We start from the raw sequence: 15,876 nt of genomic DNA, 5'->3' as shown, positions 1-15,876 counted from the left end.
ACGGTGGCTAGGCTGGCGCGCGAGGAGGGTCCATGACCGCTGCGAGCACGCCCACCCCGACGACCGCCAAGACACTGCCGGTGCCCCCGCTGCGCCAGACGCTCGACCGCTATCTCGAGACGGTGGCCGTGCTGCTGTCGCCGGAGGAGCTCGAGGTCACGCGGGGTGCGGTCGAGGCCTTCGCGGCCGGTGACGGGCCGGCCTGCCAGTCCGCCCTCGAGGCCTTCGCGGCCGAGGAGGACGCGCTCGGGCGGAGCTGGCTGTGGGAGGCCTGGCTCGAGGCCTACCACGTGACGCGGGTGGCGCTGCCGCTGTCGAGCAACGTGGGCTTCGAGCTGGCCATGCCGACGACCGGGAGCGGCCTGGACCGCGCGGCCGAGCTGATCCACCGGATGGCGGCGGCCTACCTCGCGCACCTGCGCGGTGACGCGGGCGCCGACGTCAGCCCGCGCGGCGAGCCGTTGTGCCAGCAGCAGTGGGACCACGTCGAGGGCGGCCTCCGCGACCCGAGGCAGGGCCTCGACGTCTTCCTGCCCGGCCGCCAGGACGCCGCCGACCGCGAGGTCGTGGCCCTGTGGCGCGGGCGAGCGGTGGCGGTGCGCGTGAGCGACACCTCCGGAGGCCCGTTGTCGGTCACGGCGATCCGCGCCGGGCTCGACGAGGTCGTGGCGCTGCCGGAGGCCGAGGGGCCCGGGTTCACCGCTGCGGGCTACCTCGCGGGTGACGACGCCGCCGCGATGCTCGCCGAGCTGCAGCAGGACGGCGACAACGCCCACACCTACGCGCGGCTGCGGGAGGCGTTGTTCCTCATCGCCCTCACCGACTCCTCCGCCGAGGCCTCCGAGGTCACCGGGTCCACCGAGGTCACCGCGGTCACCGAGGCCTCAAAGGCCTCCAAGGTCACTGAAGCCACCGAAGCCGCAGCGCCGGAGGACGGAGCGGACACGGCGGACCACCTGCGGCAGGTGGCGTTCGCACCCGGTCTGGCCTGGCCGTTCAAGCCGGTCACGCTGCAGGTCGACCTGGCCGACGACTTCACGGGCCTGCACCTCGAGCACAGCACCCTCGACGGGTCCACCCTCGTGGCGATCCTCGGCCGGGCCCAGGACGTGACCCTCGACCAGGGCGGCCCGCACGACGAGCCCGCGTCGACGGAGCCCTTCGCCTGGGCCCTCTCGGCCGACCAGCGCGCGGCCCTGGAGCAGGGCGTCGGCGAGTACGCCCGCGAGGCGGACCGGCAGCGTGTGCGCATCCTGCGCGTGCCGGCCGGCCCGCTGCCCACCCTGCCGGTCAAGGTCTCGATGGACGCCTGCCTGCAGGCCGTCATGCTCTACGCCCAGCTGCGGACCTACGGCCGGGTCCGCTCGACCTACGAGTCCGTGGACATGCGGGAGTACCAGGGCGGCCGCACCGAGTGCCTGCGCCCCAACACCAGGGCGGCCGTCGACCTGGCGAGCGCCCTCGTCGACGGCACCGCCACCCCGGATCTCCTGCTGGCCCACCTGGACTCGCACCGCACGCAGGTCAAGCGGTGCAAGAGCGGCCAGGGGATCGACCGGCACCTCTTCGGCCTGCGGCTGATGGCGGATCGCCACGGGTATGCCGTGCCGCTGCACGACGACCCGGCATACGGCCGGCTCACCACCGACTTCCTGTCGACGACGTCGCTGGGCGACCCCTCGCGCATCGTGCGGGCGGCCTTCGCGGCGACGAGCGAGGGCGGCATCGGCATCTACTACGTCCCGCTGCCCGACCAAGGAGTCGTGGAGTTCACGCTGAGCTGGACCGACGGCGTCGCGGAGCGCGTCGGCGAGCTGGAGCAGGCCCTGGCCGATGGGGTCGCAGCCCTGTGGAGCCTTCTCGAGGACACCGCCGGCTGACGGCCGGGGCGGTCGGCTCAGTCGAAGGCGTTGGCCAGCTGCGGGGTGTGGGCCAGCAGCTCGCGCGTGTAGTCCTCCTGCGGGTGGTCGAGCACCTGCGCCGTGAGGCCCTGCTCGACGACGCGGCCGTCGCTGAGCACGACGATGCGGTCGGCGATCGAGCGCACGAGGGCGAGGTCGTGCGTCACGAACAGCATGGAGATGCCGCGCTCGGCCTTGATCCGGTCGAGCAGCGCCGTGATCGAGCCCTGGATCGACACGTCCAGCGCCGAGGTGATCTCGTCGCACACCAGCACGTCCGGCTCGGCGGCGAGGGCTCGCGCGATCGCCACCCGCTGTCGCTCGCCGCCGGACAGCCGCCCCGCGCGAAGCCGCAGCAGGGAGGGGTCGAGCTGGACCTGGTCGAGCAGCTCCGCCGCGCGCTCGCGGGCCGCCCGGCCACGCGCGATCCCGAAGAGCGCGAGCGGCCGGGTGAGGATCTGCTCGACCGTGCGGCGGGGGTTCAGCGACTGGTAGGGGTTCTGGAAGATGTACTGCACCCGCTTGCGCTGCTCCGGGGAGCGCCGCCGCGCCGACGCCACGAGCTGCTCGCCCTCGAGCTCGATCCGGCCGGTCCAGTCCTGGTGCAGGCCGGCGACGCACCGCGACGTGGTGGTCTTGCCGGAGCCGGACTCCCCGACCAGCGCGACGATCTCGCGGCGGGCCAGGTCGAAGCTGACGTCGTGGACGACCTGGGTGCGGCCATAGCTCACGTCCAGCCCCGCGACCTCGAGCACGATCTCGCGCTCCCGGTCGGGGACGGTGTCGCTGACCGCGCGGTCCTCGGGGTCCCACGGTGGCAGCTCGTCGACGCGGATGCAGCGCGCGACGTGGCTCTCTCCGCCCGTCCGCGAGACCTCGACGAGGGCGGGCTGGGTGGCCCGGCACGCCTCGACCGCGTGCTCGCACCGGTCGTTGAAGCGGCACCCGTCGGGCCGTCGCCCCGGTGCGGGAGCGAGGCCGGGGATGCCGCTGAGGGCATAGGGCTTGTGCAGGTGCGGTATGGCGCGCAGCAACGCCCGCGTGTAGGGGTGGGCCGGCTCGGCGAACACCGCACGCGTGGCGCCGACCTCGACGACCTGTCCGGCATACATCACCGCGACGCGGTCGGCAATGGTGGCGACGACGGACAGGTCGTGGGTGACGTAGAGCGCGGCGACGTCGAAGCGGCGGCACAGCTCCCCGAGGGTGTCGAGGACCTTGCCCTGGGTCGTGACGTCGAGGCCCGTGGTGGGCTCGTCGAGGACCAGCACCGCCGGGCGCGGGAGGAAGACCATGGCCAGGGCCACCCGCTGCACCTGCCCGCCGGACAGCTGGTGGGGATAGCGGCGCAAGAAGGTGTCGTCGGCGGGCAGCCCCACCTCGGGCAGGATCTCGCGGACCCGCTCGTCCCGCTCCTGCGGCGTCCCGATCGAGTGCAGGTCCAGCAGCTCGCGCAGCTGCTGCCCGATCCGGATGGCGGGGTTGAGCGCCGAGCTGGGGTCCTGCGGGACGTAGCCGACGTCGAGCCCGCGCACGGCCCGCACCTGCTGCCAGCTCATCGAGCGCAGGTCGTGCCCGGCGACGTCGATGCGGCCGCCGGTGATCTCGGCGCCGGTGCGGGCATAGCCCAGCAGCGCCGTGCCCGTCGTGGTCTTGCCCGAGCCGGACTCGCCGACCAGGCCGAGCACCTCGCCGGCGGACACGACCAGGTCGACGTCCTCGACCACGTCGAGCCCGCGTCCGGTGAGCCCGACGCGCAGGCCCTCGACCACGCAGACGGGGCCCTCGGGGGTGCCGGGGGTGGTGCTCGCCGCGTCTCTCGCGGGTCCGGTGCTGTCCATCACTCCCCCTTGGCGGCCCGGGCGCCCAGCGCGTCCGCGATGAGGTTGGTGCCGATGGTGAAGACCGCGATGATCAGCACCGGCGCGAGCACGCCCCAGGGCTGCACGAGCAGGCCGAGGCGGTTCTCGTTGGTCATCTGCCCCCAGTCGGCGGCGCCGGGGTCGGAGGCGAACCCGAGGAACCCGATGCCGGCGATGAGGCCGATGGAGTAGGTCAGGCGCAGCCCCGCCTCGGCGAGCAGCGGCACGGTGAGGTTGGGGCCGAGCTCGGTCGCCACGATCCGCCAGCGCTTCTCGCCGATGGCCTCCGCGGCCCCGACGAAGTCCTGGTGGACATAGGTCAGGGCGACGCCGCGGGCCACGCGCGCCACCCGGGGGAAGTGCGCGAGGCCGACGAACAGCACGATCACCCACCAGGCCGGCTGCTTGACGGCGGACAGCACGAGCAGCGCCACGAGGATCTGCGGGAACGCCAGGAGGACGTCGTTGGCCCGCATCAGCAGCTCGTCGGCCCAGCCACCCCCGTAGGCGGCGAGGACGCCATACACGACTCCCACCAGCACGCCGAGGACGGTCGCGAGGACCGAGGTGACCAGGATGGCGCGCCCGCCGTGGAGCACCCGGGACAGGACGTCCTGCCCGAGGTAGTCGGTGCCGAGGAAGGAGCCCTGGCGCGTGAACGGCCGCCCCACGATGTCGAACTCGCCGTGCGGGGCGATCCACGGGCCGCACACGCCGAGCAGCACGACGACCAGGGTCAGGATCGTCCCGATGACGACGCGGGGGTCGCGCGCCAGCCCGGCGAGACGCGACCGGGAGCGCGTGCCGGTGCCGGTCTGGCCGCCGGTGCTGGTGCTGGTGCTGGTGCTGCTGCTGCTGCTGCTCATGCGACCATCCCCGTCCGGGCGCGCGGCGTCAGCAGGATCGACAGGGCGTCCGCCACGAGGTTGAGCAGGACGTAGGCCGCGGCGATGAGCATCGCGAGCGCCTGCACCATCGGGTAGTCGGAGTTGCGGACCGAGTCGACGAGGGTCGCGCCGATGCCGGGGAAGTTGAAGAGGTACTCGACCAGGACGACGCCGCCGACCAGCCAGGCCAGCTGCAGCGCGGTGACCTGGACGGTGGGGACCAGGGTGTTGGGCAGGGCGTGGCGGCGCAGCACGCGGTCCTCGGGGATGCCCTTGAGCCGGGCGAGCTCGACGTAGTCCGAGTCGAGGGTCTCGACGAGGTTGGAGCGCAGGATGCGGATCAGGTAGGGGACGACGGCGACGACGAGGGTGGCCACGGGCAGGACCAGCGACGCGGGCCGCTCCCAGACCATCGCCCCGGCGGGCAGGACCGTGACGGCGGGCAGGACGTGGAAGACGCTGGTGGACAGCAGCGCCACGAGCAGGATGCCCGTCACGAACTCCGGCACGCCCGCGAGCGCGAGGGTGATGACCTGCAGGACGTTGTCGACGGCGCGGCCGCGGTGCCGCGCGGCCAGGACCGCAAGACCGAGCGACAGCGGCACCATCACGAGGGCGACCACGAGGACGAGGAAGGCGCTGTTGGCGACCTTGTCGGCGAGGAGCTGGCCGACCGGTTGCTGGCTGGCGATGCTGGTGCCGAGGTCGCCGCGGAGCAGCCCGCCGAGCCAGGTGAGGTAGCGCTCGGGCAGCGACTGGTCGAGATGCAGCGTCTCGCGGATCTGGGCGACGCGCTCGGGGCTGACGGCATAGTCCTTGCCGAGGATCGCGCGGACCGGGTCGCCGAGGGCGGTGGTCGCGAGGAAGACGATGACCGAGACGACCCAGAGGCTGGCGAGGGCGAGCAGGACCCGGCGGACGAGCCAGCGGGTCCAGGCCCGGACCGGCGAGCGGCGGCTCGAGGCGGCAGCGCTCTCGCTCGACGCGGACGGGGCGGTGTGCGCGGGGCGCGGGGTGTGCGGGGTGTGCGGGGTGGCTCCCATCAGCTCCCCTTCAGCGTGATCGTGTTGAACCGGAATGCCGAGACGGGTTGCTCGCGAGCCGGCTGCAGGCCGGTGACCTGGTGGCTGTAGCCGTCGACCTGGTTGGCGAACGCCCAGATGATCAGGCCGCCCTCCTCGTGCTCGATCCGCTGCGCGTCCTGCACGAGCGTGCGGCGCCGCGCGGGGTCGGTGGTGCGGCGGGCCGAGGTGATCAGCTCGGTGAACTGCGGGTGGTTGAAGTGGGTCTCGTTGTAGGCCGACGTCTTGAGCGCGCACGCGATCGCCTGCGGGAGGTAGAGGCGGGTCGACCAGAAGTCCTGGGCGAACACCCAGGACAGGTAGCGCTCGCCGTAGAACGCGCCGGCGTCGGCCTTGGTGACGCGCACCTGGACGCCCGCCTTGGCGGCCTGCTGGACGAAGAGGTTGGCGGACTCGACGCCGCCGGTGCCGACGGCGGTGGAGGTGACCAGCTCGACCTGCAGGTCCTCCTGGCCGGCGGCCTTGAGCAGGTGCCTGGCCTGGGCGATGTCCTGGTGCCGCTGCGGCAGCGCGCCGCCGAGGTAGTCCGGGTCGAACGGGCCGTAGAGGTCGTTGCCGGGCCGCCCGAAGCCGCTCAGCGCCTGGTCGATCATCTGCTGGCGGTCCACGATGAGGCGCATCGCCTGACGGACCCGGTTGTCGGAGAACGGCTTGGCGTCGACCCGCATCGTGAACGGCACCCAGCCGCCCGTCTCGGAGACGAGGGTGTGGGCGCCCTGCCGCTCGATCGCCCCCGCGAGGTAGGCCGGGAGGTTGTCGATGGTGTGGACCTGGCCGGCGAGCAGCGCCGATACCTTGGCGGCGTCGTCGGTGAAGTCGATGATCACGAGCGAGTCGACGCTGGCCTTGCGGTCCCAGTAGCCATCGTGGCGAAGGAATCTCGAGCGCTGGCCCGGCACGAAGGACTCGTAGCGGAAGGGGCCCGTGCCGATCGGGCGGGCCAGGTCGAAGTCCTGGGGGACGATGCCCATCGTGTAGGCCGCGAGCAGCTGGTCCATGATCCCGTAGGACTGCTTGAGGACGAGCTGGTAGGTGCGCGGGTCGACCGCCCGGCTCGCCGCGAAGTCGATGAGCGGGGCGACGTCGCTGAGCAGGGCGGTGGGGTTCTTGGGGTCGCCCATGCGCTCGAGCGAGGCCTTGACGTCCGTGGCGGTGAGGGGCCGCCCGTCGTGGAAGGTCACCCCCTCGCGCAGGTGGAAGGTCCAGCGCGTGGCGTCGGTGTTGTGCTCCACGCTCTCGGCCAGGCACGGCTCGATGCGGTAGTCCGGCGTGAACCGCAGCAGCGGCTCGAACAGGCTGCGCACCCGCGCGATGTCCGGCATCGTCACCGGGAAGTGCGGGTCGACGGTGTCCTTGAGCCCGCCGCCGGTGGCGCCGTGGATCAGCTCGGAGGTGACCGAGTCGGGGGCGGGCGAGCACGCGGCGAGGGCGGCTCCCGCGGTCAGTCCCGCGCCGAGCCGAAGCACCTCCCTGCGACTGATCGCCTTGCCTGCCATAGCCGTTCCCTCTCCTCTGAGGTCCTGCCACAGTACCGAGGGGGACGCGCGGGCGTTCGGCGGGCGCAACGCTTGGCGGATCGGGCGCGGGGCCGCGGGAGATGCCCGACGTGCTCTCCCTCAGCGGGTGGCGCCGGCCCCGGTTCGCTTCGCGCGCTCGATGCGGGTCTCGAGCACGGGGGCACCGTCCTGGGGCGTGCCCTCGGTGCCGGGGTCGATGCCGCCGGCGGCGATCCGGTCGAGGACCTGCATGCCCTCCTCGGTGACGTGGCCGAAGACGGTGTAGTCCGGTCGCAGCCGCGAGTCCTCGTAGACGAGGAAGAACTGGCTGCCGTTGGTGTCCGGGCCGCCGTTGGCCATGGCGAGGGTGCCGCGCGGATAGAGCTTGCGGCTGCCGTCGGGGAAGCCCGGCCAGTTGGTCAGCGCCTGCGCCGTCGTCAGCTCGTCCTTGAACGAGTAGCCGGGGTCGCCCCAGCCCGTCCCGAGCGGGTCACCGCACTGCAGGACCGACAGCGCCGCCGGGGGCGTGTGGTAGGCCGTGAGCCGGTGGCAGGTCGTGCCGTCGTAGAACTTCTGACGGGTGAGGAACAGGAAGCTCTGCACCGTGCAGGGGGCTCCGGCCTTGTCGAGGACCAGGGGTATGTCGCCCCGGTTGGTCTGCAGGACGACGGCGGCCTTGCCGTGGGTCTGGGCCTTCTTGGGGTCGGGCGGCAGCCCCACCCACGTGGAGTAGGTGCGGTCCTCGAGCGGGGTGAAGCCGCACGCGCCGGTCGTGGGGCCTCCGGGCGGGGCGGGCCTGGCGGCTGCCGAGGCGGTCGCCGACGAGCCGGGGGCCGGCACGGCCGTGGCGCTCGGTGCCGCGGCGAGGGCGGTGGTCGCGGCCAGCGCCACGACGGCCGCTGCGGCACGCGTCGCTCGCGCGGGTCCGGTGGATCGCGTGGACCGGGCAGACCGAGTGGCGCTGTCAGGATGGATGAACCAGGCAGAACGGATGGACGTCATCGTCGGATCCCTTCGGGGGGTGGGGGTCACGGCTGGTCGAGCCGTGGCTCGTCAATCTAGACGCCGACCGCCCGCTCGGCAGGAGATGGGTGGGCCCTGGCAGATCGGTGGGCCCTGGCAGATCGGTGCAGGTCCGGTGTCAGATCTGACGTACGACATGCACCGGTCCTGGCGGGCCCACGCGGGCGCCTCGCGCAGCAGGTCCGCCGTGCTCGGTGGGACATCTGTCCTGCCAGGCGTGCCCCCGCCGTCCCTGCCCCCGACCGGCCACGGCTCCTAGCGTCGATGACATGGCCTCCGACGGCCACCACCCACGACCTCAGGAGCACCCCATGACACGCACCGCTTCGCTCGCCACCCATCCCCTCCCGTCCCGCCGCACGAGCCGCGCGCCGTGGACGGCCGACCTCGCGGGGACGGGGGCCGCGGTCGTCTGCGCGCTCGTGACCTGGGCCTGCGCCGTCCCCCTGGTCGGTGTGGACCTGACCGTCCTGACCGGCGGGTAGACCCGGCAGGTCGGCCCGCTCGACGTCGTGGTGGCCGCCGCCGTCAGCGCGGCTGCCGGGTTCCTCACGCTGCGGCTGCTCGAGCGCCTCACCCGCACCCGCCGGGCCCTGCGGATCTGGCTGGTGACCGCCACCGTCGTGGCGCTGGTCTCGCTGCTGGGGACGACGGCCGGGGTCAGCTGGGGGGCGACCATGACGCTGGTCTCGCTGCACTCGGTGGTGGCGGCGGTCGTCATCGCGGCCGGCTGGCGCTCCCGGACGTGCTGAGCCTCGGCGTACGGTGAGTCTCATGCGGGTGCGCAGCACCGTCACCCAGCGGCACGCCGCCGTCCTGGTGTGGGTCCCCGTGCTCCTGGCGCAGCTCGTCGTGTCGCGACCGGCGGGGTCGGCGGCCTACCTCAGCCTCGCGCTGGGCCTCGTCGCGGCGGTCACCTGCGTCACGGCGGTGCTGCTCAGCTGGCCGACCCCCACGTGGCGCTCGACGCTCGCCCTCCTCACGCTGGCCGTCGTCGTCCTCGCCGCGACCCTGGCCTGGCCGGGGTGGGAGCCCGCGTGGCTGCTGGTGGCCATGACCGCCGGAGTAGCGCTGCGGGGTCGTCACGGGCTTGTCGCCATACCGGCCTGCGCGGTCGCCGCCGGGGTGACCATGTCCGGGGTCTCGGGGGTCGACGACGCGACGGTGCCGCAGGCGTTCGTCGTCGTGCTGGCTGGCACCACCGCCGCCGCGCTGAGCCGGCTCGTGGCCACGACCGAGGCGCTGCGGCGCACGCGTGAGCAGCTGGCCGTCAGCGCGGTCGGCGCCGAGCGGGAGCGCGTCGCGAGACCTGCACGACGTCCTCGGCCACACCCTGTCGCTCATGGTCGTCAAGGCCGCGGCGGTCCGTCGGCTCGTCCCGACCGACCCGGCAGCGGCCGCGAGCCACGCCGAGGACATCGAGCGCATCGGGCGGACGGCGATGAGCCAGGTCCGCGACACCATCCACGACGCCCAGGCGCCCACCCTGGAGGAGCAGCTCGGCGCTGCCCGCGACGCCCTGTCCGCGGCCGACGTGGTGACCAGCATCCGCATCGAGTCCCCACCGGTCGGCGTGGCCGACGAGCTGCTGGCCTGGACGCTGCGCGAGGGGGTCACCAATGTCCTGCGCCACGCCTCGGCCGACCACTGCTGGATCACCCTGGTGCGCGCCGGGGGCGCCCACCGGCTGACCGTCTGCGACGACGGCGTCGGGTCGCGTGGCCGTCCCCATGGGCAGGGCGGCCTGGAGGGCCTGCGCGTGCGCCTGGAGTCCGCCGGCGGAGGTATGACGACCCGCGGCACCCCCGAGGGGTTCACCCTCACCGCCTGGGTCCCCGACGAGCAGGGGGACGCATGATCCGTCTCCTGCTGGCCGAGGACCAGGCGATGATGCGCAGCGCGCTGGCCCTGCTCCTGAACCTCGAGGACGACATGGAGGTGGTCGCCGAGGTGGGTGACGCCGAGTCGCTCCTCGCGGTGGCGTCCCGGTCACGCCCGGACGTCGCGCTGATCGACATCGAGCTCCCCGGGCGCAGCGGGCTCGACGTCGCAGCCGAGCTGGTGACGGTGCTGCCGGGGTGCGCGATCGTGATCGTCACGACCTTCGCCCGCCCCGGCTACGTGCAGCGCGCGATGGCGGTGGGGGCGCGGGGCTTCGTCGCCAAGGACGGGCCGGTCGAGGCGCTGGTCGACGCCATCCGCCAGGTCGTCGCCGGAGCCACGGTCATCGACCCGGAGCTCGCCCGGCACGCGCTGCGCAGCGGCGCCAGCCCCCTCACCGAGCGCGAACGGGCCGTGCTGGTGGAGGCGGAGCACGGTGGCTCGACCTCCGACATCGCCGGCCGGATGCACCTGTCGCGGAGCACGGTGCGCAACTACCTGTCCAGCGCGATCGGCAAGACGGCGACGCGCACCAGGACAGAGGCCGCGCGCGTGGCCCGCCGCAACGGCTGGCTCTGACCGGCTCGCGCGGACACCTGGCAGATGGGTGGGCCCTGGCAGATCGGTGGGCCCTGGCAGATCGGTGCAGGTCCGGTGTCAGATCTGACGTACGACCTGCACCGATCCGCGCGGGCCCACGCGCACCGGCGGTCAGAGGGCGGGCCTCAGAGCGGGCCACGCCCAGTCGCCGGGCGGGTCCTCGCCGACGCGGCCGTCGATCGCCTCGCGCAGCAGGTCGGCGTGGCCGGTGTGGCGGCCGTACTCCTCGACCAGGTCGCACACGAATCGCCGGATGCTGGGCCGCAGCCCGTCGGGCTGCAGGTGCGCGGACTCGTCGAGACGCCCCTGCGCCACGATCTCGGCGAGCCGCGTGCGCGAGCGGGCGACGGCCTCGTCGTACTGTGCGTAGATCTCCTCGGCCGTCTCCCCCTCCCCCACCGTGAACTGCCAGGTGTCGAGGTCCTCGCCCTCGGGCACGCGCATCATCGTGACGGGCTGTTCGCCGGCGATGCGCCAGCACAGGACATCGTCCTCCACGAGGGCGAGGTGCTTGAGCAGCCCGCCCATCGTGAGGGTCGAGGACGGTATGCCGGACCGGAGCTGGGCCAGGTCGACGCCGTCCGCCTTCCAGCGGAACGTCGCGCGCAGGCGGTCCAGCATGCCGACGAGGTGCTCGGCCTCGTCCCCGGCGATCGGGGGCTCCCAGGGCGGGAGGTCGGTGGTGGTCATGGCGTCTCCTTCGGTGGGTGGACTCGCGCGGCCTGCGCGGATGGTGCGGGTATGCCGTGGACGGGGGTGGCAGCGGTCGCGTCGGCAGGGCCGACGGTGCGGCTGAGGATCCAGGCGTGCTTGCCGACCTGGCGCACGCGCTGGAAGTCGTGGTCCTCGTAGAGCTCGGCCGTGGCGCTGAACAGGAACCGTCCCTGGGCCTGCCGCCCCACGGTGGTCTCGCTGATCGCCTCCACGAGGCCACCTCCTGCGGCGGCGATGAGCTCGAGCGCGCCGCTGAGGGCGAGCCGGGCGATCCCCTGCCCGCGGTGGCGGCGGTCGACGTAGATGCAGGTGATGCGCCAGTCCGGCTCGGGCGGCGGGTCCTGGTCGTAGGCCCGCTTGTGCTTGATGCCGGCGAGCTCGTCGGGGTCGCCGTACTGCGCCCAGCCCTGCGCGAGCCCGTCCTCGTCGATCACGAGCGCGGCGTGCGCGCCGTCCGTCATGACGCGCTCGCGCTTGGCGGCGCGGTGGTCGATGCGCTGCCCGCACTCGGGGTGGAAGCCGATGCACCAGCAGCCGCCATACACCCCGTTGTTGCGCTCGACGAGCTCGGCGAACGGCTCCCAGGTGTCCGGTCCGAGAGGGACCACGCGATAGCTCATGGCCCCGACGCTAGGGCCCGTTGCGGACGATCCGCGTCCTGACGCTCATCCTCACGATGATCGGGGCGGGGGGCCGCAAGGGCCGCCAGGCGCGGCCGGCGAACTAGGCTCGAGGAACGTCATTGGGGACGAGCATCCGGCTCGGCGCCCAGTCCACCGGGAGGCCCCCATGTCCGAGAGCTTTCAGCCAGGTCACGAGCACGTCGAGAGCCGCGACGCGATCGTCACGCTCAGCACCCCCATGCTCGAGCAGCTCGACGACCGGCAGCGCCGCATCCTGGTCAACGACCTGGTCGAGCTGTCCCAGTCCGGGCGGGACCACCACGCGGTGTCGGAGATGCTCGGCGAGCGCCTGACCAAGCTCGGCATCGAGCAGCCCAAGCACGTCGTCGACCGCCTCTCGGAGAACATCGCCCAGGCCAGCAACCTCACCATCTCCCTCGACGACGGCACCGTGCTGCACGGCGACCCGAGCTGGACCCCGGCGACGCACGACACCGACGTCCAGGGCACCGAGGACCCGGCGGACGGGGACCGCCCCACCTACAGCTGACGTCAGAGGTCGGGGAGCCGACGACCGACGTCCAGCGCCCCAGAGCCCCAGAGCGCCTGCCCCAGAGCGCCTGCCCCAGAGCACAAAGATCGTGAGGGTTTGGTCCAAGGAAGTTGGACCAAACCCTCACGATCTTGGGTGAACGCAGGGCGCGATCAGGGGGTCGGCATACCGCCGTTGACGTTGAGCGTCTCGCCGATCACGTAGCTCGACTCGGGCGAGGCGAGGAAGACGTAGGCGGGGGCGAGCTCGGTCGGCTGGCCGGCGCGGCCGAGGGCGGTCGACTTGCCGAACTCCGGCAGGTCGTCGGGGAGCTGGCCGCCGGACGGCTGCAGCGGGGTCCAGATCGGGCCCGGGGCCACCGCGTTGACACGAATCCCCTTGGGCGCCAGCTGCTCCGCCAGGCCCTTTGTGAAGTTGTTGATCGCGGCCTTGGTCGACGCGTAGTCGATCAGCGTCGCCGACGGCGAGTAGGCCTGGATCGACGTGGTGTTGATGATCGTCGCGCCCGGCTCGAGGTGCGGCAGGGCGGCGCGCACGAGGCGGAACATCGCGAGGATGTTGATGTCGTAGGTCGCCTCGAGCTGCTCGTCGTCGATGTCGTCGAAGGACTCCGTGGCGACCTGCTTGCCGCCGTTGTTGACCAGGATGTCCAGACCACCCAGGGTCTTGACGGCCTCGTCGACCAGGGTCTTGGCAAAGGCCTTGTCGCGCAGGTCACCCGGGACGGTGCCGACGGTGCGGCCCTCGGCCTCGATGATCTCGGCGACCTTCGAGGCGTCCTGCTCCTCCTCCGGCAGGTAGGTGATGACGACGTCGGCGCCCTCGCGGGCGAAGGCGATCGCAGTCGCCGCGCCGATGCCGGAGTCGCCACCGGTGATGAGCGCCTTGCGTCCCTCGAGGCGTCCGGTGCCGCGGTAGGACTTCTCGCCCAGGTCCGCCTTGGGCGTCATCTCGGCGTCCAGACCGGTGCCGGGCAGCGCCTCGGCGGGCGGCGTGATCGAGGGGTACCGCTTCACGGGGTCCTGCAGCGTCAGCTGGTCCACGGTGGTGGTGTTGGTGTCGTCGGACATGTGACTCTCCTTCGATGGTGGGCTTGTTCGTGCACCTACCCGGCAGGGAGGGGGTCTCACACGAGCGCCTCGCCGTCATTTCCCTCCCCTCAGCTGTCGATCTCGTGGGGGCCCGCGCGTCACAGTGGTGAGGTCGCACCCGCGGCCCGCAACCCGGATGGGAGATGACCATGGCTGACTACACCGTGCTGATCGTGGGAGACGCCGACCGTTGGTGGACCTCGATGAGCCTGGCGGAGCGCAAGGACGGCTACGCGCAGTACGAGAGGTTCGGCGAGGCCCTCGCCGCGGGCGGCCACCGCATCGTGGGCGGTGCGGAGCTGACCCGTTCGTCGCAGTCGAGGTCGATCCCTGCGGGCGGCGGGCCCGTGACCGAGGGGCCCTACGCCGAGACCGCCGAGCAGGTCGGCGGCTACTACCAGATCGAGACGGACGACCTGGACGGCCTGCTCGAGTGCTGCCAGATCATCGCCGAGACGGGCGACGGGGTCGAGGTCCGCCCCAACGTCGATCCCGCGGATCGCCCGTCGTGACGCGCTATCTCGTGCTTCTCGCCTACGACCCGCGCACCTGGGAGTCGGCGACGGCGGAGGAGCAGCAGGAGTATGTCGACGCGCACGCCGCCTTCGAGGCCGCCGTCGACGCGCGCGGCCGCCGCCTCGGCTCGGCGCCCCTCGCGGGGGCCGACACCGCGACGACGGTGCGCCACGAGGGCGGCGAGGTCGTGGTGACGGACGGTCCGTTCGCGGAGACGGCCGAGATGATCGCCGGCTACTACGACGTCGAGCTGCCCGACCTGGACGCGGCCGTGGCGGTGGCGCGGCTGCTGCCGGCGACCTACACCGTCGAGATCCGTCCGACGATCGAGCTCGGCTGAGGCGCCGTGACCGGCGAACCTGACGCGTCGCTCGCGCTGCTCGGGTCCGTCGTGCGCGAGGAGTGGGGACGCCTGACGTCCCTGCTCCTCGCGCGCTTCCGCCGGCTCGACCTGGTCGAGGACGCCCTGGCCGACGCCGTCGAGGTCGCCGCGCGACGGTGGCCCGTGGACGGAGTCCCGGACAGCCCGGCGGCCTGGCTCTACACCGCGGCCGCGCGGAGGGTGCTCGACCGGCTGCGCGCCGAGGCCATGCAGCACCGCCGTATGCCGTTGCTGGTCACCGACATCCAGCGCACCGCAGGGAGCGGAGGCGCCATGGCCGACCCCGGAGGTCTGGTGGAGGACGACCTCCTGAGGCTCGTCCTCATGTGCACCCACCCCGCGCTGGCGCCGGAGGCCGCGAGCGCCCTCGCCCTGCGTCTGGTGGTGGGGGTCAGCACGCCCGACATCGCCCGGCTGTTCCTGGTGCCCGAGGCCACGATGGCGGCCCGGCTGACGCGGGCCAAGAAGAAGGTCGTGGCGGCCGGCATCCCCTTCGCCGTGCCGGGTGCCGCCGAGCTGCCGGGCCGGCTGTCGACGGTCGCGCAGTCGGTCTACCTCGCGTTCACCGCCGGGTATGCCCCGGGCAGCGGGCCTGACCCGGTGCGCGCCGAGCTGGCCGGCGAGGCGGTCCGCCTGGTCCGTGCGGTGCGGGCGCTGACGCCCGGGGACCCCACCCTCACGGCCTTGCTCGCCCTGGTGCTGCTGCAGCACTCGCGCCGGGACGCCCGCACGGACGACGCCGGGCGGCTAGTGCTGCTCGCGGACCAGGACCGGAGCCGCTGGCACCGCGACGAGATCGCCGAGGCGGTGGCCCTGCTCGAGTCCGCACCCCTGCGTGGCGGGCTGCCGGTCCAGGCCGCCGCCTACCTCCTGCAGGCGCGCATCGCGGCGGAGCACGCGCTGGCGCCGCGGCCCGACGACACCCGCTGGGACCGGATCGTCGCGCACTACGACCTGCTCGTGGCGGTGGCGCCCGGCCCGAGCGTCGAGCTCGCCCGCGCCGTGGCGGTGGCGCAGGCCCGCGGGCCAGGGGCCGGCCTGGCCGCTATCGCGGCGATCAGCGGGGTCGGCGGGGTCGGCGCGAGCCACCGGTTCGACGCCGTGCGCGCCGAGCTCCTGACCCGGGCCGGGCGAGTGGCGGCGGCCAGGACGGCATACGACGCAGCGATCTCCTTGTGCCGCAACGAGGCCGAGCTCAGCCACCTGCACGACCGGCGCGCTGCCCTCGACCAGCCCCCGGGCTAACCCCCACCGCGACGACCGCC

At 73.1% G+C, this 15,876-nt stretch carries 17 protein-coding genes and 1 pseudogene; 9 read left to right on the top strand and 9 right to left on the bottom strand.

The window, feature by feature from the left end:
• Nucleotides 1-32 precede the first annotated feature (32 nt).
• Nucleotides 33-1,880, top strand: a complete 1,848-nt coding sequence (locus tag K313_RS0107595) for a choline/carnitine O-acyltransferase (RefSeq protein ID WP_029211110.1) — start codon at nucleotides 33-35, stop codon at nucleotides 1,878-1,880.
• Between the two features lie 17 nt (nucleotides 1,881-1,897).
• Here K313_RS0107595 and K313_RS0107590 read toward each other — a convergent pair whose 3' ends face one another.
• From K313_RS0107590 to K313_RS0107570, 5 genes are all read right to left on the bottom strand, one after another.
• A complete protein-coding gene (locus K313_RS0107590) occupies nucleotides 1,898-3,742 on the bottom strand; it encodes an ABC transporter ATP-binding protein (protein WP_029211109.1) in 1,845 nt (614 codons plus the stop codon).
• Nucleotides 3,742-4,629, bottom strand: coding sequence for an ABC transporter permease (locus K313_RS0107585; RefSeq protein WP_029211108.1), 888 nt, complete (start codon nucleotides 4,627-4,629; stop codon nucleotides 3,742-3,744). The genes K313_RS0107590 and K313_RS0107585 overlap by 1 nt, the downstream gene beginning before the upstream one ends.
• Nucleotides 4,626-5,693 (bottom strand): ABC transporter permease, encoded by a 1,068-nt coding sequence (locus K313_RS0107580; RefSeq protein WP_029211107.1) that lies wholly within the window; start codon nucleotides 5,691-5,693, stop codon nucleotides 4,626-4,628. The genes K313_RS0107585 and K313_RS0107580 overlap by 4 nt, the downstream gene beginning before the upstream one ends.
• Nucleotides 5,693-7,228: an ABC transporter substrate-binding protein gene (locus K313_RS0107575; RefSeq protein WP_029211106.1), complete on the bottom strand. Its 1,536-nt coding sequence runs from the start codon at nucleotides 7,226-7,228 to the stop codon at nucleotides 5,693-5,695. The genes K313_RS0107580 and K313_RS0107575 overlap by 1 nt, the downstream gene beginning before the upstream one ends.
• A 120-nt stretch (nucleotides 7,229-7,348) precedes the next feature.
• Nucleotides 7,349-8,230, bottom strand: a complete 882-nt coding sequence (locus K313_RS0107570) for a peptidylprolyl isomerase (RefSeq protein ID WP_084412581.1) — start codon at nucleotides 8,228-8,230, stop codon at nucleotides 7,349-7,351.
• 332 nt (nucleotides 8,231-8,562) lie between these two features.
• Here K313_RS0107570 and K313_RS23440 point away from each other — a divergent pair, with 332 nt between their 5' ends.
• Nucleotides 8,563-8,736 carry a hypothetical protein gene (locus tag K313_RS23440; RefSeq protein WP_156911228.1) on the top strand — a complete coding sequence of 58 codons (174 nt, stop codon included), beginning with the start codon at nucleotides 8,563-8,565 and terminating at the stop codon, nucleotides 8,734-8,736.
• Nucleotides 8,737-8,751: 15 nt separating this feature from the next.
• Nucleotides 8,752-9,003, top strand: a pseudogene (locus tag K313_RS0107560) (DUF6069 family protein); the annotation flags it as partial.
• A gap of 330 nt (nucleotides 9,004-9,333) precedes the next feature.
• On the opposite strand, the gene K313_RS23435 reads toward K313_RS0107560, so the two are convergent.
• Nucleotides 9,334-9,504, bottom strand: a complete 171-nt coding sequence (locus K313_RS23435; protein WP_156911226.1) for a hypothetical protein — start codon at nucleotides 9,502-9,504, stop codon at nucleotides 9,334-9,336.
• Nucleotides 9,505-9,506: 2 nt separating this feature from the next.
• On the opposite strand from K313_RS23435, the gene K313_RS20440 reads away from it, so the two are divergent.
• The gene (locus tag K313_RS20440) at nucleotides 9,507-10,109 is read left to right on the top strand and encodes a sensor histidine kinase (RefSeq protein ID WP_051274047.1); all 603 of its coding nucleotides are present in this window, start codon (nucleotides 9,507-9,509) and stop codon (nucleotides 10,107-10,109) included.
• Nucleotides 10,106-10,711 (top strand): response regulator transcription factor, encoded by a 606-nt coding sequence (locus K313_RS0107550; protein ID WP_029211103.1) that lies wholly within the window; start codon nucleotides 10,106-10,108, stop codon nucleotides 10,709-10,711. The genes K313_RS20440 and K313_RS0107550 overlap by 4 nt, the downstream gene beginning before the upstream one ends.
• A gap of 132 nt (nucleotides 10,712-10,843) precedes the next feature.
• Here K313_RS0107550 and K313_RS0107545 read toward each other — a convergent pair whose 3' ends face one another.
• Both K313_RS0107545 and K313_RS0107540 read right to left on the bottom strand, forming a co-directional pair.
• Nucleotides 10,844-11,422 carry a mycothiol transferase gene (locus tag K313_RS0107545; protein ID WP_029211102.1) on the bottom strand — a complete coding sequence of 193 codons (579 nt, stop codon included), beginning with the start codon at nucleotides 11,420-11,422 and terminating at the stop codon, nucleotides 10,844-10,846.
• Entirely contained in the window at nucleotides 11,419-12,066 is a 648-nt protein-coding gene (locus tag K313_RS0107540) for a GNAT family N-acetyltransferase (protein ID WP_029211101.1), read from the bottom strand. The genes K313_RS0107545 and K313_RS0107540 overlap by 4 nt, the downstream gene beginning before the upstream one ends.
• A gap of 169 nt (nucleotides 12,067-12,235) precedes the next feature.
• Between K313_RS0107540 and K313_RS0107535 the strand changes: the two genes are divergently transcribed.
• Entirely contained in the window at nucleotides 12,236-12,619 is a 384-nt protein-coding gene (locus tag K313_RS0107535) for a hypothetical protein (protein WP_029211100.1), read from the top strand.
• 155 nt (nucleotides 12,620-12,774) lie between these two features.
• Here the strand turns inward: K313_RS0107535 and K313_RS0107530 are convergent, their stop codons facing one another.
• On the bottom strand, nucleotides 12,775-13,692 hold the full coding sequence (locus K313_RS0107530; RefSeq protein WP_029211099.1) for an SDR family oxidoreductase: 918 nt from the start codon (nucleotides 13,690-13,692) through the stop codon (nucleotides 12,775-12,777).
• Between the two features lie 170 nt (nucleotides 13,693-13,862).
• On the opposite strand from K313_RS0107530, the gene K313_RS0107525 reads away from it, so the two are divergent.
• From K313_RS0107525 to K313_RS20430, 3 genes are read left to right on the top strand one after another with little or no spacing between them, the layout of a single operon-like run.
• Nucleotides 13,863-14,225 (top strand): YciI family protein, encoded by a 363-nt coding sequence (locus K313_RS0107525; RefSeq protein ID WP_029211098.1) that lies wholly within the window; start codon nucleotides 13,863-13,865, stop codon nucleotides 14,223-14,225.
• Complete coding sequence (locus tag K313_RS20435) at nucleotides 14,222-14,569, top strand: YciI family protein (protein WP_019286792.1); 348 nt, start codon at nucleotides 14,222-14,224, stop codon at nucleotides 14,567-14,569. Before K313_RS0107525 ends, K313_RS20435 begins: the two co-directional genes overlap by 4 nt.
• A 6-nt stretch (nucleotides 14,570-14,575) precedes the next feature.
• Nucleotides 14,576-15,856, top strand: coding sequence for an RNA polymerase sigma factor (locus K313_RS20430; RefSeq protein ID WP_240483955.1), 1,281 nt, complete (start codon nucleotides 14,576-14,578; stop codon nucleotides 15,854-15,856).
• Nucleotides 15,857-15,876: the final 20 nt, after the last annotated feature.

Origin of the sequence: Arsenicicoccus bolidensis DSM 15745 (genome assembly GCF_000426385.1) — a bacterium.
In the GTDB taxonomy this organism is placed as follows: domain Bacteria; phylum Actinomycetota; class Actinomycetes; order Actinomycetales; family Dermatophilaceae; genus Arsenicicoccus; species Arsenicicoccus bolidensis.
This window is presented reverse-complemented; position numbering and strand designations above follow the sequence as displayed.